We start from the raw sequence: 19,069 nt of genomic DNA, 5'->3' as shown, positions 1-19,069 counted from the left end.
ATTGGGGCTTGACTTTGAGTGCGAGATGCTACTGTGCCCGGCTTTTGAAGGCCGACAAGCATCTCGCCAGAGGCTCGAAGTCAAGCCCCGATCGCTATCGTCGCGAAGCGGCGATGAAATGACCCGTCTCGTCATCCATCGCAACCAAACCCCAGAACCCCAGTCAACAAGTCACAGCATGATCGTCGGTGTCACCACTGTCCGCCCAGGCTCCCCGCGCGAGTTCACCAGGTGCACCAGAATCTGGGTGGTCCCGGCAGGCACGTCCGGCAGCACGAACCGCCCGCCGTCATCAGCCCGCGTGCAGGAAGACTGATGATCGGCCACTCGCACCTCGACCGTGTGCTCTCCGGCAGGCACCAGCCAGCCGTCGATCCGGTGGCGCGACCCGGTGGAGGTGAAGTTCACCATCAGGGTCAGGTTGTCCACGGTGAACGTGATGGTGCCGGTCTGCCCCCCACGCACGCCGGCGAACGATCCGGCCCGCTCCCAGCGTGCGACCTCGACGTCCAGGGATTCCAGAGCGATCGCGAACTTCACCCGGTCCACCAGATCGGCGGGTGGCGGGTCGAGTTCGTCGACCAGGCGATTCAGTTCGGAGAGGACGGCGGTGTCCTCAAGGCCCCTGCGGTCGTCGCGCGGGTCGATCTCGTTCACCGCGATCCTCCTTCCGTTTCCAGGTAGTTGCGCAGCAGGTTCAGGCACCGTCCCCTGGTCGGACCGATGCTGCCGTGGGGCATGGCGAGTGCCTCGGCGACCGCTCGGTACTCGGCGCGCCCCGCGAGCACGGTGAGTCGGAGCAGTTCCTGGCACCTCGTGGTCAGGCGGCCGAACGCGAGCCACAGCCTGCGGTCGCGGTCGTCCATCAGCGTCACGTCCTCGGGCAGGCCGGTGTTGGACTCGAGCTGCTCGGCGAATTCGTCGGACAGGTGGGTCTCACGCTTGTTGGGTGTCCACGTTCGGCGTGCTTCACGCCTCGTCGTGACCACCAGGTAGCCGACCAGGGCTTTCGGCTCGTTGATGTTCTCGATGTTCTTCAAGAACGCGAGCCACACGGTCTGGACGACGTCTTCCGCGGCGGCTCGGTCCAGGCCCTGACCTCGGGCCACGTGCCACAGGAGCGGGTTCAGCTCGGTCACCAGGACGTCCAGTGCGTCGCGGTTGCCCTCGCGCGCGGCGGCCACACACACCGCGTGCCGTTCGGTGCCTTCAAGTCCGTCCCACGGCGGACGGTCATCCGCCGTGTGCAGCTCGTCCACGCAGCACCTCCGATCGGCCGCCCCAGTCAGCGCCGTCCGCCAACTCATGAAGGGCTGACTGGGCGGTAGATACAAAATTCACTCGATTGGAGCAGTGTCACCGCCGCAGCCGCCTTCATCTTTCCCTGGGTACGCCGACGGCCCGTGATTCCCCCTCCGCATCACGGGCCGCCATGGTGGGAGTCGCGTCGGCCGGCACCCCTCGAACCGGCCGACGCGTGCTCCACGACTGAACAGAGCGCTTACTCGGAAAGAGCGGAACTCCGGCGAGCAGATACACCTCTGACGCACAAACTGCCGCCGCGGGTTCCGTCGGCGTTATGGTCTAGACCATGCCTATTCTCGAAGTGATCGCACTGGACGCACGGGACGCCGAGGCCGCGCAGGCGGGCGGCGCGCACCGGCTGGAACTGGTCGCGGACATGGCCTCCGACGGCCTCACTCCGTCCGTCGCCACCTTCAAGGAGGTGCGCAGTGCGGTCGACCTCCCGGTCCGCGTGATGCTCAGGGACGCCACGGGTTTCGCGCCCGGCAACCTCAAGGAGCTCCGCCGTCAGGCCCGCGACCTCGGGGAAGCGGGCGCGACCGAGTTCGTCCTGGGCTTCCTCGACGCCGGCGGCGAGATCGACGAGGGCGTCACGCTGAACCTGGTCGCCGAGCTGGAAGGCGCGGCCTGGACGTTCCACCGCGCGCTCGACAACTCCAACGACGTCTTCCGCTCGTGGGCGGCCGTTCAGGGGCTCGGCTGCGACACGGTGCTCGCCGCGGGCAGCGCCAAGGGGGTCGAGGACGGTCTCGACAACCTGAAGAAGCTCGTCGCCCAGGCGCCTCCCGCGCTGCTCGTCGGCGGCGGCCTCCAGCAACGCCACGTCGCGGAACTGCTGGCAGCGGGCGTGACCGGCTTCCACGTCGGCAGTGCGGTGCGGCCCGGCGGGTGGGACGGGCCGGTCGACAGCGCATCGGTTCGGGAATGGGTCGACCGGCTGGTCTAGACCCTTGACCCGGACCGTTCTACAGTCACGTTGCTTCCTGTGAAATAGCCGTTGCAACATGTGCAATCGGAGGGCGCGATGAGGCTGAAGGCACTCGTGGCCGTGCTGGGTGTGGGCGCGGTGGTCGCCTGCGCACCGGTGCAGTCCGGACCGACCACCTCGGGCACGGACGAGCAGTCCGGGCAGCTGCGGGTGTGGCTGTTCGACGAGGTCAACCGCGGTCCCAAGGAAGCCGTGGTGAAGGAGGCGATCTCCGAGTTCCAGGGCAGGCACAGCGGCGTCACCGTCGACGTCCAGTACATCCAGGTGGCCAGCCGGGCGGAACGCTTCAAGGCCGCCTTCAGCGACCCCAAGAGCGCGCCGGACGTCGCCGAGTTCGGCAACACCGACCTCGCGGGCTACGTCTCCGCCGGTGGCTTCTCCGAGCTCGACCTGAGCGGGTGGGCCGAGTCCAGGGACCTGGTCCCGACGATCCTCGACACGGCCAAGGTCGGCGGGAAGACCTACGGCGTGCCGTGGTTCGTCGGCGTCCGCGCGCTCTACTACCGCACCGACGTCTTCACCGAGCTCGGCCTGAAGCCGCCGACGACGCTCGACGAGATCGCCACGACGGCGCGCGAGATCCGGCAGAAGAAACCGGAACTGCTCGGCATCTCGGTCGGCGGCAAGTACGTGTTCGCCGCGCTGCCGTTCATCTGGGCGCAGGGCGGTGACATCGCCGAGCAGGACGGCGGCAAGTACACCGCCGCCATCGAGAGCGCGGAGGCCAAGGCCGGTGTCGCCAAGTACACCGAGCTGATCAAGGACGACATCTGCCCGCCCGCCACCTGCGCCGGCAACGGTGGTGACGCGAGCGTCGAGCAGTTCCGCGCGGGCAAGGCCGCGATGACCATCGGCGGCGACTTCAACCGCAAGTCCGTGGACGCGTCGAGTGCCGCGGGCAAGTACGGCGTGGTGCCGTTGCCCGGAAAGACCGCGGGCTCGATCGCACCCGCGTTCGCCGGCGGCAACCTGCTCGGCGTGCTCAAGGGCACCCAGCGCAGGACGCTCGCGAACGAGTTCGTGCAGCTGCTCGCGTCGAAGAAGTACCAGCAGAAGATGTACACGGCGATGGGCAACCTGCCGACGTTCACCGACGTGCAGAAGCAGGTCGGCGACTCGGACAAGTTCCTGGAGCCGTTCACCAGGACCCTGCAGGCCGGTACGAGGTTCGTCCCGGTCACCCCGGCGTGGGCGAAGATCGACGCGCAGGCCGTGCTGCCGACGATGATCCAGGAGGTCGCCACCGGCGCGAAGAACGTCGACGCGGCCACCGCCGGTGCCGCCCAGGCGATGAACGCGGCCTTCGCGTCGTGAGCATGACGGCCAGAGGTCAGGGGCGGACCGCGTTCGCCTACCTGACACCGGCGCTGCTGGTGCTGGCGGGCCTGCTGGCCTACCCGATCTACCAGCTGGTGCTCATCTCGCTCTACGACTACGGCCAGGAGCAGGTCAGCGGTGGTGCGCCGCTGCACTTCCTGGGCCTGCGGAACTACCGGAAGCTGTTGGGGGACCGGCAGTTCTGGACGGTGCTCGGGCAGACCGTCGCGTTCGCGGCGGTCTGCGTGGCCGGCACGTTGCTGGTGGGCGCGTTCCTCGCGATCCTCGCGACCCGCGTGCGGACGTGGGTGCGGATGACGTTGTTCCTGGCGGCGCTCGGCGCGTGGTCCACGCCCGCCGTCGCCGGGTCGACGATCTGGCTGTTCCTCTTCGACGCGAACTTCGGGTTCGTCAACGAGGTGCTCGGCCTGGAGGGCTTCTCCTGGACGTTCGACAAGTGGACGGCGTTCGGACTCGTTGCGGCACAGGTGATCTGGTGCTCGTTCCCGTTCGTCATGGTGACGCTCTACGCGGGCATCAAGGCGATTCCGGGCGAGGTGCTGGAGGCGGCGGCACTGGACGGCGCGTCGGCGTTCCGCACGGCGTGGAGCGTCACGCTGCCGTTGCTGCGGCCGATCATCCTCGTGGTGACGATCCAGTCGATCATCTGGGACTTCAAGATCTTCACGCAGATCTACGTGATGACGAACGGCGGTGGCATCGCCGGGCGCAACCTCGTGCTCAACGTCTACGCCTACCAGCAGGCGTTCGCGGCGTCGGAGTACGGGCTCGGCGCGGCGATCGGTGTCGTGATGACCGTGCTGCTGCTGGTGATCACGTTGTTCTACCTGCGCGCGCTGCGCCGATCCGGGGAGGCGCTGTGAGGCGATGGATGACCGAGGCGCTCGTCCTCGTGATCGCCGCGGTCGTGGCGTTCCCGCTGTTCTGGATGGTTCTCAGCGCCTTCAAACCGGAGGACGAGATCATCTCGGCCGATCCGGTGCCGTGGACGACGAGGCCGACGCTCGCGAGCTTCACGCGGGCGCTCACGGTCGCGAACTTCGGGCGCTACCTGGGGAACAGCCTCATCGTCGCCCTGATCGTGGTGGCGCTGAGCATTCTCATCTCGTTCCTGGCGGCCACGGCGCTGACCCGCTTCCGGTTCCGCAGCCGCACCACGTTGCTGATCATGCTGCTGGTCGTGCAGATGGTGCCGGTCGAGGCGTTGACCGTGCCGCTGTTCTTCCTGATGCGGTCGGTCGGTGACTCGGTGCCCGCGTTCGGCCTGAACCACCTGGGCTCGCTCGTGCTGGTGCACCTCGCGTTCAGCCTGCCGTTCGCGATCTGGATGCTGCGCGGGTTCGTCGCGGCGGTGCCGGTGGAACTGGAGGAGGCCGCGACCCTCGACGGCGCCTCGCGGTTCCGGTTCCTGTGGCAGGTGCTGTTCCCACTGGTGGCGCCGGGGCTCGTCGCCACGTCGGTGCTGTCGTTCATCCACGCCTGGAACGACTTCCTGTTCGCCAAGACGTTCATCATCTCGGCCGTGGAGAACCAGACCCTGCCGCTGGCTCTCCAGGTGTTCGTCAAACCCGACCAGAACGATTGGGGCGCGATCATGGCGGGCTCCACCCTGATGACCATCCCTGTGCTGATCTTCTTCGTGCTCGTGCAGCGCCGTCTGGTGTCCGGACTGGCCGGGGCGGTGAAGGGATGAACCTCCTCCCGCGCCCGGTGTCCTATGTGGATGGCGGAAGACTGTGCGAGTACAAGGGCTGGGAAGCGGTTCTCGTCGACGGGCCGCCCGGCGGCTACCGGTTGATCTCGTCCGACGACGGCGTGCTGATCGAGGCGCACGACGCGGCCGGTGAGATGAACGCGTTGCAGACCCTGCGGCAGCTGCTCGGGCCGCGGGCGTTCCGGATGGCGGGGGAGAGGCCGGCGGTCATCCCCGCGTGCGAGATCGTCGACCACCCGCGGTTCCCGTGGCGCGGCGTCATGCTCGACGTGGCACGGCATTTCCTGCCCAAACGGGAGGTGCTGCGGTGGGTGGAACTGCTGTCCGCGCACAAGCTCAACGTCCTGCACCTGCACCTGACCGACGACCAGGGCTGGCGGTTCGAGTCCAGGCGCTACCCGAAGCTCACCGAGATCGGGTCGTGGCGGGAGGACTCGCGGTTCGGCGACCGGCGCTCGGCGGGCATGAAAGGCCGTCCGCACGGCGGTTTCTACTCGCAGGACGACCTGCGGGAGATCGTCGAGTACGCGCTGGCCAGGCACATCGTCGTGATTCCCGAGATCGACCTCCCCGGTCACTCGCAGGCGGCGATAGCGGCCTACCCGGAACTGGGTGTGCACGGCGGCGGCGTGTGGACGGACTGGGGCATCAACGAACGCGTGCTGAACACCGAGGAGTCCACTGTGGACTTCTATCGGAACGTGTTCGACGAGCTGATGGACGTGTTCCCGGGCGAGATCATCGGAATCGGCGGTGACGAGGCTCCCGGCCACGACGGTGAACTGGTGCGGGCCGTTGCCAGGCACGTCGTGCGCAACGGCCGGCGACCGTACGGGTGGGACGAGATCCTGGAGTCCGGTCCGCTGCCGGTGGGCACGATCGTCGCGTCGTGGCGCGGTGTCGAGGGCGGCGTCACGGCGATGCGCGAGGGCCACGACGTGGTGATGTGCCCCGAGCAGCACGTGTACCTGGACTACCGGCAGAGCGACTCGCCGGACGAGCCGATTCCGGTGGGGACGGTGACGACGCTGGAGGACGTCTACGCGTGGGATCCGGTGCCTGCCGGGCTGACCGGCGCGGAGCCCGGCCGGTTGCTGGGGGCGCAGGCGAACATCTGGACCGAGCACCTCGACTCGGCCCGGCGGGTGGACTACGCGGCGTTTCCGAGGCTGGCCGCGTTCGCCGAGGTCATGTGGTCCCCGGCGGAGAAGGATCCCGGTTTCGTGCAACGGCTGGCGGAACATCACCTGCCCAGGCTCGATGCTCTGGGGGTGGAGTACCGACCCCTCAGCGGTCCCCACCCCTGGCAACGGCTACCTGGCGTTCCCGGTTTCCCACGGTGATCACGTCCCGGATCACACGGCAGCGTCTTCCTCGGGCATGATGATCCACGCGGCGAGGTAGAGGACCGCGCCGGCGCCGAAGCCCAGCAGCGTGGCCGCCACGAGGATGATCCGCAGGATCGCGGCGTCGACACCGATCATCTTGGCGACACCGCCGCAGACGCCGGCGACCATCTTGTCGCTCCGGCTGCGGCGGAGCTTCTTGACCTGGTCAGTGGCTTCGTTGAACACGTTGTTCGTCATGGCTCAAGAGTCGTCGTTTCGAGGGCTCGGCACATCGGTGACCACCCGGAATCCGACCCTGAGTCGTAGGCTGAGGGTCATGGAGTCCCCTGAGGAACTGGCGTCAGGGCTCGACCGCGCCGGGTACCTGCCGGACGACGGGATCGCCACGGCGGCGTTCCTCGCGGTCGCGATGGGACGGCCGCTGTTCCTCGAAGGTGAACCCGGCACCGGCAAGACCTCGCTCGCGCTGGCGCTGGCCAAGGCGCTGGACGTGCCGTTGATCAGGCTCCAGTGCCACGAGGGCATCGACGCCACCCAGGCCCTGTACGACTGGGACTACCCGCGCCAGCTCATGCACCTGCGGGTGCTGGAGACCCGCGGTGAGGCCGACGAGGCCTCCCTCTACACCCGGCGGTTCCTGCTGGCCAGGCCGTTGCTGCAGGCGTTGGAGAACGCGCCGTGCGTGCTGCTCGTGGACGAGATCGACCGGGCCGACGACGAGTTCGAGGCGTTCCTGCTGGAGGTGCTGTCCGAGAACGCGGTCAGCATCCCGGAGTTCGGTGAGATCAGGGCCTCGACGCCGCCGTTGACCGTGCTGACCTCGAACCGGACCCGCGAGGTGCACGACGCGTTGAAGCGCCGCTGCCTCTACCACTGGCTCGAACACCCCGGTCTGGAACGGGAGGTCGCGATCCTCCGCCGCACCCTGCCCGGTCTCGACGAACGGCTCGCGCGGCAGGTCGCGGAGGCCGTGCGGAAGATGCGCGGGCTCGACCTGCTGAAGCCGCCCGGTGTCGCCGAGTCGCTGGACTGGGCGCGGGCGTTGCAGGCGTTGGGGCGCACCGAGCCGGACGTGGCGACGCTCGGTGCCGTGCTGAAGTACCGGGAAGACGCGGAACGGGTGATCGGGAGCACAATCGTGGGGTGACGGAAGCCTGCGTGGGGTTCACGCGCGTCCTGCGGGGCGCCGGGCTCGCGTGCGGCCCCGATCGCGTCCAGGCCTATCTGCGGGCCACCGCGCACGTCGACCTCTACTGGGCCGGGCGCCTCACGCTTTGTTCCGATCCGGACGACCTGCCGCGCTACGACGCCGCCTACCGGGCGTACTTCGGTGGCACACCACCACGGCCGCGCACGTCGATCGAGCTCGAATCGGTGTCGGTCGGTGTCGCGGCCTCCGAAGTGGAAGTGCTGCGCCACAAGGACATCTCCGAGTTCAACGCGGCACCGCTGATTCAGCGCCTGAAACCGGTCCCGCCGCGCCGGCGGTCCCGCAGGCTCCGCAAGGCCCGCCGCGGCCGCATCGACCTGGCCAGAACGGTCCGCGCGATGATCGAGACGGGCGGCGAGATCGCCCGGCCACGCCACCGCCGGCGGGGCGAGAAAGCCCGCCGGCTGGTGCTGTTGATCGACGTTTCCGGCTCGATGGCGGCGTATTCGGACGCGTTGCTGCGGTTCGCGCACGTGATCGCGCACGCGATGCCCGTCGAGGTCCGCACGATCGGCACCCGGCTCACCCGCGTGACCCGACAGCTGCGCGAACGCGATCCCGAACGGGCGTTGCGGGCCGCCGGGCGGGCCATCCCGGACTACGAGGGCGGCACCAGGCTGGGCGAGGCGCTGCGGCGGTTCAACCAGCAGTGGCGGCAACGGGGTGCGGTGGTCGTGCTGTTCAGCGACGGCTGGGAACGCGGCGACCCGGCGCTGCTGGCCGCGGAGATGGCGAGGCTGAAACGGGTGAGTCACCAGGTCATCTGGGCCAACCCGCACGCCGGCAAACCCGGTTACCGGCCGGTCCAGCAGGGTGTGGTGGCCGCGCTGCCGCACGTCGACAGGATGGTGGCCGGGCACAGCGTGCACGCGCTGGAGGAACTGCTGAAGGAGGTGCGTCGTGCGTGACGTCCTGTTCGAGCTCGCGGAACGGGTGGCGAACGGCGAGACGGTCGGTGTCGGCACCGTGGTCGCGACCTTCAGCTCGGCACCGCGGCCGGCGGGCGCCGCGATGCTGGTGACGCAGGACGGCGAGGCGGTCGGCAGCGTGTCCGGCGGGTGCGTCGAGGGTGCCGTCTACGACCTGGCGCAGGAGATCGATGCGCCGGTGCTGCAGCGGTACGGGGTGAGCGACGACGACGCGTTCGCGGTCGGGCTGACCTGCGGCGGGATCATCGACATCTACGTCGAGAAGATCAACGCCGAGACGTTTCCGCAGCTCGGCGAGGTCGTGGAGACGGTCAGGGCCGAGCAGCCGGTGGCCGTCGCGACGGTGATCGAGCACCCGGACGGCATCGGCCGCCGTCTGGTGGTCTGGCCGGATCGACGGGCGGGGACCCTCGGTTCCGCGCGTGCCGACGACGCCGTCACGGACGACGCGCGCGGCATGCTGGCTTCCGGGCGCAGCGGCGTGCTGCGGTACGGGCCGGACGGTCAGCGGCGCGGCGAGGGCATGAGCGTGTTCGTGAACTCGTTCGAACCGCCGCCGCGCATGCTCGTGTTCGGCGCGATCGACTTCGCGGCCGCGATGGCCCGGCTCGGCGCGTTCCTCGGCTACCGCGTGACCGTCTGCGACGCACGGCCGGTGTTCGCCACCCGCAGCCGGTTTCCCGAGGCCGACGAGGTCGTCGTGGCCTGGCCGCACAGGTATCTCGAAGGCGAAGCGTCCAAACTGGACGAGCGGACGGTGATCGCGGTGCTGACCCACGACCCGAAGTTCGACGTGCCGCTGCTGGAGGTCGCGTTGCGACTGAAGGTCGGCTACGTGGGTGCGATGGGGTCCCGCCGTACGCACGAAGATCGGCTGCAACGGTTGCGGGAAGCGGGTTTGACCGAGAGCGAGCTGGGGGCTTTGGCCTCGCCGATCGGCCTGGACCTGGGCGCCAGGACGCCGGAGGAGACCGCGGTGTCGATCGCCGCCGAGATCATTTCCTTGCGGTGGAAGGGAAGCGGTCGCCGGTTGGTCGATCTTGGTGAACCGATCCACCACTGATCGGGTTGTTGAACGCCGAACAGGGGAGGAGGCTGGGGTGGCCCTCGTCACATGCTGTCCCCACCCCTGGGAGGGTTCATGCACATCTCGGTCAACGTCGACGGAGTGACGTACGCCGACGAAGTCGAACCCCGGCTCCTGCTCGTCCATTACCTGCGGGAACGTTTGGCCAAGACCGGCACCGTCGTCGGCTGCGACACCGGCAACTGCGGGGCCTGCACGGTGCATCTGGACGGTCACAGCGTCAAGTCGTGCCAGATGTTCGCCGTCCAGGCGAACGGACACGAGATCACCACGATCGAAGGCCTCGCCCGCGACGGCAAGCTGCACCCGGTGCAGGAGGCGTTCCGCAACAACCACGCTCTGCAGTGCGGTTTCTGCACGCCCGGCATGATCATGCAGGCCATCGACCTGCTCGCCGACGAGCCGGATCCCGACGACGAGACCGTGCGAAAAGGCCTGGAGGGCAACCTCTGCCGCTGCACGGGCTACCAGAACATCGTCCGCGCGGTCCAGGACGCCGCGCACCGGATGCGGCCCGGCGCCGGTCCGAAGATGGAACAACACAGCGACTCTCTTCGGGATGAATCCGTTGTGGCCGAACAACCGGTAGGTGGCGAATGACCGCCACCGCGGAGCCGGAGGTCGGCAAGGCCCGGCTCCGCAAGGAAGACGCCCGCCTGATCACCGGTCAGACCAGGTGGACCGACAACCTGCAGCTGACCGGCATGCTGCACATGGCCGTGCTACGCAGTCCCGTCGCGCACGCCCGAATCCGCAACATCGACTGCAGCCGCGCCACCGCGATGCCCGGCGTGGCGATCGTGCTGACCGGTCAGGACTTCGCCGCCGAGCAGGGCTCGCTGCCGTGCGCGTGGCCGATCACCGAGGACATGAAGTCACCGCCGGCACCCGCGCTGGCCGTCGACCAGGTCAACTTCGCCGGTGAGGCGGTCGCGCTGGTGATCGCCGACAACGCCTACCGCGCCGCCGACGCGCTGGCCGCGATCGACGTCGACTACGACGAGCTGCCGGTCGTGCTCGACCTGGAAGAAGCCTTGCGGGACCGCGACCTGGTGCACCCGGACCTCGGTACCAACAAGTGCGCCACGTGGGTCTACGACTCCGCGGAGGCGGGCAGCGGCACCGACGTCGAGGACGAGATCGCCGCCGCCGAGGTCGTGCTGGAACGAACGTTCCGGCAGCAGCGGCTGATCCCGGCGTTCATGGAACCGCGGTCGGTCGTCGTCGACCCGAGCGCCGGCATGTTCACCGTCTGGTCCGCGACGCAGATCCCGCACATCCTGCGCTGGATGCTCTCGGCCGTCACGGGCATCGCCGAGCACAGGATCCGGGTGATCGCGCCGGACGTCGGTGGCGGGTTCGGCGGCAAGCTCCAGGTCACGCCGGAGGAGCTGCTCTGCCTGCTGGCGGCGCGGCGGATGGGCCGTCCGGTGAAGTGGACGGAGTCGCGCACCGAGTCGATGCTGTCGGGCCACCACGGCCGCGACCAGCTCCAGAAGATCACGCTGGCCGCCCGCCGCGACGGCACGGTGACCGGGCTGAAGGTCGAGCTGCTCGCCGACATGGGCGCGTACCTGCGGCTGGTGACGCCGGGCATCCCGATCCTGGGCGCGTTCATGTTCAACGCGATCTACAAGTTCGCGGCCTACCGGTTCGTGTGCACCAACGTGTTCACGAACAAGGTGCCCACGGACGCCTATCGCGGTGCCGGACGGCCGGAGGCCACGTTCGCGATCGAGCGGATGATGGACGAGCTCGCGGCCGAGCTGGGCGTGGACCCGCTGAAGATCCGCGAGCAGAACTGGATCAGGCACGACGAGTTCCCGTTCACCACGGTCGCCGGTCTCACCTACGACTCCGGCGACTACGAGGCCGCGACGGCCCGCGCACTGGAGCTGTTCGACTACGAGTCGTTGCGCGAGGAGCAGCAACGCCGCCGTGCCTCGGGTGACCCGGTGCAGCTCGGCATCGGGATCTCCACCTACACCGAGATGTGCGGCCTGGCGCCGTCCCGCGTGCTCGGCGCTCTGCGGTACGGCGCGGGAGGATGGGAGACCGCGTCGATCCGCATGCTGCCCACCGGCAAGGTCGAGGTGATCACCGGGACCTCGCCGCACGGGCAGGGCCACGAGACGGTGTGGTCGCAGATCGTCGCCGACAAGCTCGGCGTGCCGTTCGAGGACGTCGAGGTGCTGCACGGCGACACGGCCTCGTCGCACAAGGGCATGGACTCCTACGGCTCGCGTTCGCTGGCCGTCGGCGGCACCGCCCTCGTGCACGCGGCGGACAAGGTGCTCGCCAAGGCCCGGCGGCTGGCCGCGCACATGATGGAGTGCGACGAGGCGGACGTGGAGTTCGCGTCCGGGTCGTTCTCCGTGCGCGGCACTTCGACGGTCCGGTCGCTGGGCGATGTCGTGCTGGCCGCGCACGTGGCGCACGACCTGCCCGAGGGCATGGAACCCGGCATGGACGCAGACGCCACGTTCGACCCCGACAACTTCTCGTTCCCGCACGGAACCCATTTGTGCGCAACGGAAGTCGACACGGAGACAGGTGTGGTCCGGATCCGGTCCTACGTCGCGGTGGACGACGTCGGCACGGTCGTGAACCCGTTGATCGTCGACGGTCAGGTGCACGGCGGACTGGCTCAGGGCATCGCGCAGGCGTTGTACGAAGAGGCGGTCCACGACGAGACGGGCACGCTGACGACGGCCACGTTCGCGGACTACCTGGTGCCGTCCGCGGCGGACCTGCCCGCGTTCATCACGGCGCGCACCTCGACACCGGCGACCTCGAACCCGTTGGGCGCCAAGGGAGTCGGTGAGGCGGGCACGATCGCCTCGACGCCCGCGGTGGTGAACGGCGTGCTGGACGCCGTGCGGCACCTGGGTGTGAAGGACATCGAGATGCCGTTGTCGCCGGAACGGGTGTGGAACGCGCTGCAAGGCCGGTCGGCCGACGGTTCGGGCGACGTGGCCGCCGGTGGTCTCGGCTCCATCGACGCGCAGGGAGGACAGTCGTGATCCCCGCGGAGTTCCGGTACCTCACACCGTCCTCTGTGGACGAAGCCGTGCGGATGCTCGCAGAGGAGGGCGAGGACGCGAAGATCATCGCGGGCGGCCAGTCGCTCGTGCCGGTGCTGCGCATGCGGCTCGCGGCACCCACGGCGTTGATCGACATCGGCGGGCTGACCGAGCTGACGGGCGTGCGGGACGACGGCGACTCGTTGCTCATCGGTGCCATGACCACGCACTACGAGGTGCAGCGCGACCATCTGATCCAGGACCACGCGTTGTTGCTGAAGCTGGTCACGGACACAGTGGCAGATCCGCAGGTCCGCCACCGCGGCACGTTCGGCGGCTCGCTGTGTCACGCGGACCCGGCGGGCGACCTGCTCGCACCCGTGCTGGCGCTGGACGCGGTGATGATCATCGCCGGGCCTGACGGCCGTCGTGAGGTGCCCGCGTCGGAGTTCTTCGTCGACTACTTCGAAACGGCACTGGCTCCGAACGAGATCCTGATCGACGTCCGGGTGCCGAAGTACACCGGGTGGGGCGCGCACTACGAGAAGCTCAACCGGGTCGCGCAGGCGTGGGCGATCGTCGCGGTCGCGGCGGCCGTGCAGGTCCGCGACGGCACGATCGCCGCCGCTCGGATCGGCCTGACGAACGTGGGGTCCGGGCCGGTGCGCGCGGTCGACGTGGAATCGGCACTGGTCGGGCAGCCCGTGTCGGCGATCGCCGAGGCGGCCCGGTGGGCGTCCACCGGTGACGGCTACAAGGACAACCTGGCTCGGGTGCTGACCGGCCGTGCGCTGACGGCGGCGGTCACGGGATGAAGCTGACGCACTCGTTCGTCGCGCCCGCCCCGGCCGAGGAGGTCTGGGAGGCACTGCTCGACCCCGAACGCGTGGCGCCGTGCCTGCCGGGCGCCACGCTGACCTCGGTCGACGACAAGACGTTCAGCGGGGAGGTGAAGGTGAAGCTCGGCCCGGTGCAGCTGCTGTACCGGGGCAGCGGCGAGTTCGTGGAGATCGACCCGGTGCTGCGCAGAGCGGTCCTGAAAGCCGCGGGCAAGGACACCCGCGGCAACGGCACGGCGTCGGCTCTGGTGACGTTCCAGGTGGGCGACACGGTCGAGATCGAGACGGACCTGAGCGTGACGGGCCGCCCGGCCCAGCTCGGTCGCGGCCTGATCGCCGAGGTCAGCGGCAAGCTCGTCGCCCAGTTCGCGGAATGCCTGGCGGGCACGCTGGGTTCAGTGGATCCTGACGAGGTGGCGCAACAGCAGCATCTCCGAGTGGTTCCCGACGAGCCGATCGACCTGATCGACACAGCAGGCGTTCCGGTGTTGAAGCGCGTGCTGCCCATCGCGGCCGTCGTGCTGGCCGTCGTGCTGTTCGTGGTCCTGCGACGCAGGCGGCAGCGCTGAGGCGTGTGGTCCGGTGGCCGGCGTTCGTGCTGGCCACCGGCCTCGCGCTGGCCGGGTGCACGGGCTCGCCGGTGGTCGTCACCACCGCGGCCCCCACGCCGTCGTCGACCACCTCGTCGGGCCCGCCTCCGGCGCGGTCGTTCACGCTGACCGCGGGCGGCGACATCCTGATCCACCCGGCGCTGACCGACCAGGCCGTCGCGGACGGCGGTGCCGCCGGCCGGAACTTCCTGCCGCTCCTGGCGGGCATCAAGGACACCCTGAAGTCCGATCTCTCCATCTGCCACCTGGAAATCCCGCTGGGCACGAAGGACGGGCCGTTCTTCGGCTACCCGGCCTTCATCGCCCCGCCCGAGGTGGCCAAGGCGCTCGTCGACGTGGGGTACGACTCGTGCTCGACCGCGTCCAACCACACGCTGGACCGCGGTGTCGGCGCGATCCAGACGACGCTGGACGCGCTGGACGCCGTCGGCCTCAAGCACACCGGCTCGTTCCGCACGCCGGAGGAGGCCGCCGCACCGCTGATCCTCGACGCGGGCGGCGTGAAGGTGGCCCAGCTGTCGTTCACCTACGGCTTCAACGGCATCCCGCTGCCCGACCCGTGGCGCGCGAACCAGATCAACGTCGCCAAGATCCTCGCCGACGCGCGCAAGGCCCGCGAGGCGGGCGCCGAGGTCGTCGTGCTGTCGATCCACTGGGGCAACGAGTACCAGCACGAGGCGACCGAGGAGCAGAAGGCCCTGGCCCGCCAGCTGCTCGCCGACCCGGCGCTGGACCTGATCATCGGCACGCACGTGCACGTGGTGCAGCCGTTCGAGAAGATCGGCAAGAAGTGGGTCGTGTACGGCATGGGCAACGAGGTCGCCCGCCACTCGGAGCCGCGCGGAGTCACCGAGGAGGGCCTGATCGCGCGGTTCAAGTTCGAGCAGGGGCCGGAGGGCTGGTCGGTCGTCGAGGCGTCCTACACGCCGACGCTGGTCGAGCTGGGACCGCCGATCCGGCTGGTGGACCTGACCCGGGTGCCCGCCACGGCGCGGCGGACCGAGGCGATCAACCGGACCGAGGGCGTGGTGTTCAGCATGGGCGCGAACGGGCAGGGCTTGACCAGGGCTAAGCCCTGAGCTTGGCCAGCACCCGTTCGTACCTCGCGATCCACGCCGGGTCCGCGCTCTCGAACTGCGTCATGCGGTCCGGTACCGGCGGCTCGGCGAGCACCGGCAGGTACCCGTCGACCGGCACGAGCGAGTCGCTCGTGACGTCACCGTCCAGCAGCTGCAGCGTCGCGAGCCCGCACGCGTAGTCGAGCTCGGGCAGTGCCGCCGCCAGCGCGACCCCGGCCGCCATGCCGATTGACGTCTCCAGCGCCGACGAGACGACGCACGGCAGCCCGCACGCTTCGGCCACCTCCAGCGCCTTGCGGACGCCGCCGAGCGGCGCCACCTTGATCACGGCGATGTCCGCGGCACCGGACACGGCGACCTCGAGCGGGTCCTCGGCCTTGCGGATCGACTCGTCCGCGGCGATCGGCACGGTGACGCGTCTGCGGACCTCGGCCAGCTCGTCCAGCGTGTGGCACGGCTGTTCCACGTACTGGAGGCCACCGGCCGCCCGGTCCATGGCCTTGATCGCGGTCACGGCCGTGTCGACGTCCCACATCATGTTCGCGTCGACCCGCACGAACCCGGTCGGCCCCAACGCGTCCCGGACGGCTTCGAGCCGCGCGCAGTCCTCCGCGAGCGTGGACTCGGCGACCTTCACCTTGGCCGTCGAGCAGCCCGACCGCGCCACGATCTCGTGCGCCTTCTCCGGCCCGACGACCGGAACGGTGCAGTTGACCGGGATCCGGGAGCGCACCGGTGCCGGCCAGCCGTCGTTGGCGGCCTCCAACGCGCAGGCGAGCCACGGCATGGCTTCGTCGTCGTCGTACTCCTCGAACGGGCAGAACTCGCCCCACCCGGCCGGTCCCTCGAACAGCAGTCCGGTGCGCCGGGTGATGCCGCGGAACCGGGCGCGCATCGGGATGGAGTAGACGTGCACGCGCCGATTCAAGCGCACTTCTGCAGCTCCAGCGAATGACCGCCGCCGCGCAGGTTGACCGCGCCGACGTTCTGCAGGCCGAGCAACGTGCACACGATCTGCTGAACGGCGGCCTTGCTGAGCAGCGAGACGTCGGTGGAGATCGTGACGTCGAGGCCGTCGGCCACGCGGTCGACGGTGGCGGGGGCGGCGTCGAACGGGACCTCGGTGGCCAGGCCGCGGTTCTGCTCGGAAGTGGTGGGGCCCTGGGCGAGCAGGGCGACGACGTCGTAGCCGCTCAGACTGCCCTGCGACCGCTTGACCGGGACGACCGAGCCTCCGGACACCCAGTACAGCGCGGGCGAGGTGTTCTCGACCGGTCCGCTCGGTGCTTCGAGGCCGGGGATGGGGTCGGTCGGCCGGATCCCGCACGCCGACACGAAGAGGACCAGGCCGAGGGCGAGCTTGCGCAGGGGTCCCCTCCAGGGGGTCCCCCTAAAACCATTCTCCCAGGCAGCACCGACAATTTTCGGCCTCACCGCTCACCTCCCAGCGGCAGCCGCAACGTGAACAACGCCCCGCCACCCGGACGGTTGGCGGCGACCAGCGTGCCACCGTGCAGCCGGGCGTTCTCCCACGCGATCGCGAGCCCCAGCCCGGACCCCTCCGACCGCCCGCGCGCCGAGTCCGCCTTGTAGAAGCGCGCGAACACGTGCGGCAGCACGTCCGCCGGCAGCCCCGGTCCCGCGTCCGCCACCTCGATCACCAGCGACGAGTCCGCGACCGAGAGCGACACGGTCACCGGCGGGGTGCCGTGCCGCAACGCGTTGCCGACCAGGTTCGCCACGATCACGTCCAGCCGTCGCGGATCCAGCCGGGCCCGCACGCCCTCGGGCAGCGAGGCCGTCACGTCGAACCCGCGCATCCGCAGCGTCCGCGCCACCACCTCCGCGACGTCGACGTCGTCCAGCGCCAGCGCCGCCGTCCCCGAGTCGAACCGCGTCACCTCGATCAGGTCGTTGACCAGCCGCGCCAGGTTCTGCGTCTCCCGGTTCACCAGCCGCGCGGCCTGCCCGGCGACGCCCGGCAGGGCAGCGGTCTCGGCGTCCAGCACGTCCGTCACCGCGGTCATGGCCGCCAGTGGCGTGCGCAGCTCGTGCGACACGTCCGCGACGAACCGCCGTGCGTCGGCTTCCATCCGCCGCAGCTCACCGACGTGGTGTTCCAGCGAGGCGGCCGTGCTGTTGAACGTGGTGGCCACGGCGGCGAGCTCGTCGCGCCCGCGCACCGGCACCCGCGCGGCCAGGTCGCCCTGTCCCAGCCGGAAAGCCGCCATCCGCAGGTCGCGGACGGGTCGCAGCACCCCGCGTGCCGCGAGGAACGCCATTCCCAGCGCCAGCAGCAGGCCCGCACCGCCGATCAGCCACGCGTTGCGCGCGAGCTCGTCGACGACCTCGATCTCCGAGGTGAACGGCCGCAGCACGAACACCTCGATGCCGGACGACCCGCCTTCGGACACCCGCAGCTGCATGCCCACGACGAGCCACACCCCGCCCGCGTACGGCACGCGCTGCCAGCCGACACGTCCGGTCGACACCAGCGCGCGCAGTTCCTGCGTGATCACCGAGGGATCCATGCCACCGGCCGACAACCCGTTCGCCGAGGCCAATGCCTGGCCCTCGCGTCCGGACACCCGCCCCGCGATCCGTTCGAGGGCCGCCGTGTCCGCCGGACGGGCGGGCAACGGGTACAGCTGCTCCACCCGGTTGGTCGTCTCGATCACCGCGTTGTCCTGCGCCCGTTGCACGATCGCGTCCCGCGCCCGCACGTACCCGGCACCCGCCACGGCCACCGCGGTCACGACGCTCACGAGCGCGAAGGCGAGCAGCAGCCGCAGACGCAGCGTCACAGCGGTCCGAAGCGGTAACCGAAGCCGCGCACGGTCTGCACGTACCGCGGCGCCGCCGGGTCGTCCTCGATCTTCGACCGCAGCCGCTGCACGCACGCGTCGACCAGCCGCGAGTCGCCGAGGTAGCCCTGGTCCCACACGGACTCCAGCAGCTGCTGCCGGGACATCACCCGGCCCGGCGACGAGGACAGCTCCAGCAGCAACCGCAGTTCCGTCGGTGCCAGCGAGACCGGCTGGCCGAGCCGTGTCACCACGAGCCCTTCGCGGTCGATCGTCAGACTCCCGTGGCGTTCGGTCACGACCTCGGGCGCGGGGACGGACGACCGCCGCAGCACCGCGCGGATCCTGGCCTCCAGCACGCGGGCCTGCGCCGGCTTGGCCACGTAGTCGTCGGCACCGGCCTCCAGCCCGGCCACCACGTCGATGTCGTCGTTGCGCGCGGTCAGCATGATGATCGGCAGGTCGCCGGACGCGCGGATCCGGCGGCACACCTCGAACCCGTCCACGCCCGGCAGCATCAGGTCCAGCACGACCACGTCCGGCGCGACGCTCATCAGCAGCTCGAGACCCTCCTCGCCCGTGCGCACCGCGTCCACGGTGTGTCCCTGGTAGGTCAGGGCGAGCGACAGTCCCTCCCGGACCGCCTCGTCGTCCTCGATCAGCAGTACGCGCGGCATGCCCTCCAGCCTTCCCGACGGGTCTCATGAGGACGTCCTTGGCGCGTCATCGTTGCGTAACGACCATCCGTGCGCGGTTGTTGCCCAGCCATCACCGAACGCGGACATGCGACCGA

At 69.7% G+C, this 19,069-nt stretch carries 20 protein-coding genes; 13 read left to right on the top strand and 7 right to left on the bottom strand.

Translation table 11 applies throughout. The features are described 5' to 3' along the window. Positions 1 to 171: 171 nt before the first annotated feature. Both ABZV40_RS30080 and ABZV40_RS30075 read right to left on the bottom strand, forming a co-directional pair. A complete protein-coding gene (locus tag ABZV40_RS30080) occupies positions 172 to 657 on the bottom strand; it encodes a carboxypeptidase regulatory-like domain-containing protein (RefSeq protein WP_355448819.1) in 486 nt (161 codons plus the stop codon). After that, the gene (locus tag ABZV40_RS30075) at positions 654 to 1,259 is read right to left on the bottom strand and encodes a sigma-70 family RNA polymerase sigma factor (RefSeq protein WP_355448816.1); all 606 of its coding nucleotides are present in this window, start codon (positions 1,257 to 1,259) and stop codon (positions 654 to 656) included. The genes ABZV40_RS30080 and ABZV40_RS30075 overlap by 4 nt, the downstream gene beginning before the upstream one ends. Before the next feature lie 332 nt (positions 1,260 to 1,591). Here ABZV40_RS30075 and ABZV40_RS30070 point away from each other — a divergent pair, with 332 nt between their 5' ends. The 5 genes from ABZV40_RS30070 (at position 1,592) to ABZV40_RS30050 (ending at position 6,688) form a co-directional block, all read left to right on the top strand. Further along, on the top strand, positions 1,592 to 2,251 hold the full coding sequence (locus ABZV40_RS30070) for a copper homeostasis protein CutC (protein ID WP_355448813.1): 660 nt from the start codon (positions 1,592 to 1,594) through the stop codon (positions 2,249 to 2,251). Between the two features lie 78 nt (positions 2,252 to 2,329). Next, a complete protein-coding gene (locus tag ABZV40_RS30065) occupies positions 2,330 to 3,607 on the top strand; it encodes an extracellular solute-binding protein (RefSeq protein ID WP_355448810.1) in 1,278 nt (425 codons plus the stop codon). Between the two features lie 2 nt (positions 3,608 to 3,609). After that, positions 3,610 to 4,494 (top strand): sugar ABC transporter permease, encoded by an 885-nt coding sequence (locus ABZV40_RS30060; protein ID WP_355448808.1) that lies wholly within the window; start codon positions 3,610 to 3,612, stop codon positions 4,492 to 4,494. Positions 4,495 to 4,502: 8 nt separating this feature from the next. Then, positions 4,503 to 5,324: a carbohydrate ABC transporter permease gene (locus tag ABZV40_RS30055; RefSeq protein WP_355448837.1), complete on the top strand. Its 822-nt coding sequence runs from the start codon at positions 4,503 to 4,505 to the stop codon at positions 5,322 to 5,324. Next, positions 5,321 to 6,688 carry a beta-N-acetylhexosaminidase gene (locus ABZV40_RS30050; RefSeq protein ID WP_355448805.1) on the top strand — a complete coding sequence of 456 codons (1,368 nt, stop codon included), beginning with the start codon at positions 5,321 to 5,323 and terminating at the stop codon, positions 6,686 to 6,688. The genes ABZV40_RS30055 and ABZV40_RS30050 overlap by 4 nt, the downstream gene beginning before the upstream one ends. A 12-nt stretch (positions 6,689 to 6,700) precedes the next feature. Here ABZV40_RS30050 and ABZV40_RS30045 read toward each other — a convergent pair whose 3' ends face one another. After that, the gene (locus ABZV40_RS30045) at positions 6,701 to 6,931 is read right to left on the bottom strand and encodes a PspC domain-containing protein (RefSeq protein ID WP_355448802.1); all 231 of its coding nucleotides are present in this window, start codon (positions 6,929 to 6,931) and stop codon (positions 6,701 to 6,703) included. Positions 6,932 to 7,010: 79 nt separating this feature from the next. Between ABZV40_RS30045 and ABZV40_RS30040 the strand changes: the two genes are divergently transcribed. The 8 genes from ABZV40_RS30040 to ABZV40_RS30005 all read left to right on the top strand — a co-directional run bounded on the left by ABZV40_RS30040 (position 7,011) and on the right by ABZV40_RS30005 (position 15,472). Further along, a complete protein-coding gene (locus ABZV40_RS30040) occupies positions 7,011 to 7,841 on the top strand; it encodes a MoxR family ATPase (RefSeq protein ID WP_355448799.1) in 831 nt (276 codons plus the stop codon). Next, the gene (locus tag ABZV40_RS30035; RefSeq protein ID WP_355448796.1) at positions 7,838 to 8,812 is read left to right on the top strand and encodes a VWA domain-containing protein; all 975 of its coding nucleotides are present in this window, start codon (positions 7,838 to 7,840) and stop codon (positions 8,810 to 8,812) included. Before ABZV40_RS30040 ends, ABZV40_RS30035 begins: the two co-directional genes overlap by 4 nt. Continuing rightward, the gene (locus tag ABZV40_RS30030; protein ID WP_355448793.1) at positions 8,805 to 9,896 is read left to right on the top strand and encodes an XdhC/CoxI family protein; all 1,092 of its coding nucleotides are present in this window, start codon (positions 8,805 to 8,807) and stop codon (positions 9,894 to 9,896) included. The genes ABZV40_RS30035 and ABZV40_RS30030 overlap by 8 nt, the downstream gene beginning before the upstream one ends. Positions 9,897 to 9,974: 78 nt before the next feature. Then, positions 9,975 to 10,520, top strand: a complete 546-nt coding sequence (locus ABZV40_RS30025) for a (2Fe-2S)-binding protein (protein ID WP_355448834.1) — start codon at positions 9,975 to 9,977, stop codon at positions 10,518 to 10,520. Further along, positions 10,517 to 12,943, top strand: a complete 2,427-nt coding sequence (locus ABZV40_RS30020) for a xanthine dehydrogenase family protein molybdopterin-binding subunit (RefSeq protein WP_355448790.1) — start codon at positions 10,517 to 10,519, stop codon at positions 12,941 to 12,943. Before ABZV40_RS30025 ends, ABZV40_RS30020 begins: the two co-directional genes overlap by 4 nt. Further along, positions 12,940 to 13,758 (top strand): xanthine dehydrogenase family protein subunit M, encoded by an 819-nt coding sequence (locus ABZV40_RS30015; protein WP_355448787.1) that lies wholly within the window; start codon positions 12,940 to 12,942, stop codon positions 13,756 to 13,758. Before ABZV40_RS30020 ends, ABZV40_RS30015 begins: the two co-directional genes overlap by 4 nt. Beyond that, entirely contained in the window at positions 13,755 to 14,351 is a 597-nt protein-coding gene (locus tag ABZV40_RS30010; protein WP_355448785.1) for an SRPBCC family protein, read from the top strand. Before ABZV40_RS30015 ends, ABZV40_RS30010 begins: the two co-directional genes overlap by 4 nt. 5 nt (positions 14,352 to 14,356) lie before the next feature. After that, entirely contained in the window at positions 14,357 to 15,472 is a 1,116-nt protein-coding gene (locus tag ABZV40_RS30005) for a CapA family protein (protein WP_355448782.1), read from the top strand. Here ABZV40_RS30005 and ABZV40_RS30000 read toward each other — a convergent pair. From ABZV40_RS30000 to ABZV40_RS29985, 4 genes are read right to left on the bottom strand one after another with little or no spacing between them, the layout of a single operon-like run. Continuing rightward, positions 15,462 to 16,388 carry an o-succinylbenzoate synthase gene (locus ABZV40_RS30000; RefSeq protein WP_355448779.1) on the bottom strand — a complete coding sequence of 309 codons (927 nt, stop codon included), beginning with the start codon at positions 16,386 to 16,388 and terminating at the stop codon, positions 15,462 to 15,464. The genes ABZV40_RS30005 and ABZV40_RS30000 overlap by 11 nt on opposite strands. Positions 16,389 to 16,396: 8 nt before the next feature. After that, on the bottom strand, positions 16,397 to 16,906 hold the full coding sequence (locus tag ABZV40_RS29995; protein WP_355448776.1) for a hypothetical protein: 510 nt from the start codon (positions 16,904 to 16,906) through the stop codon (positions 16,397 to 16,399). Beyond that, positions 16,903 to 18,276 (bottom strand): ATP-binding protein, encoded by a 1,374-nt coding sequence (locus ABZV40_RS29990; protein ID WP_355448773.1) that lies wholly within the window; start codon positions 18,274 to 18,276, stop codon positions 16,903 to 16,905. The genes ABZV40_RS29995 and ABZV40_RS29990 overlap by 4 nt, the downstream gene beginning before the upstream one ends. Then, positions 18,273 to 18,953 (bottom strand): response regulator transcription factor, encoded by a 681-nt coding sequence (locus ABZV40_RS29985; protein WP_355448770.1) that lies wholly within the window; start codon positions 18,951 to 18,953, stop codon positions 18,273 to 18,275. The genes ABZV40_RS29990 and ABZV40_RS29985 overlap by 4 nt, the downstream gene beginning before the upstream one ends. Positions 18,954 to 19,069 lie beyond the last annotated feature (116 nt).

The sequence above is a fragment of the Lentzea sp. NPDC004782 genome, from assembly GCF_040609115.1.
GTDB lineage: Bacteria > Actinomycetota > Actinomycetes > Mycobacteriales > Pseudonocardiaceae > Lentzea.
Note: the sequence above shows the minus strand (reverse complement) of the source record. Positions and strands in the feature narration are given on the sequence as shown.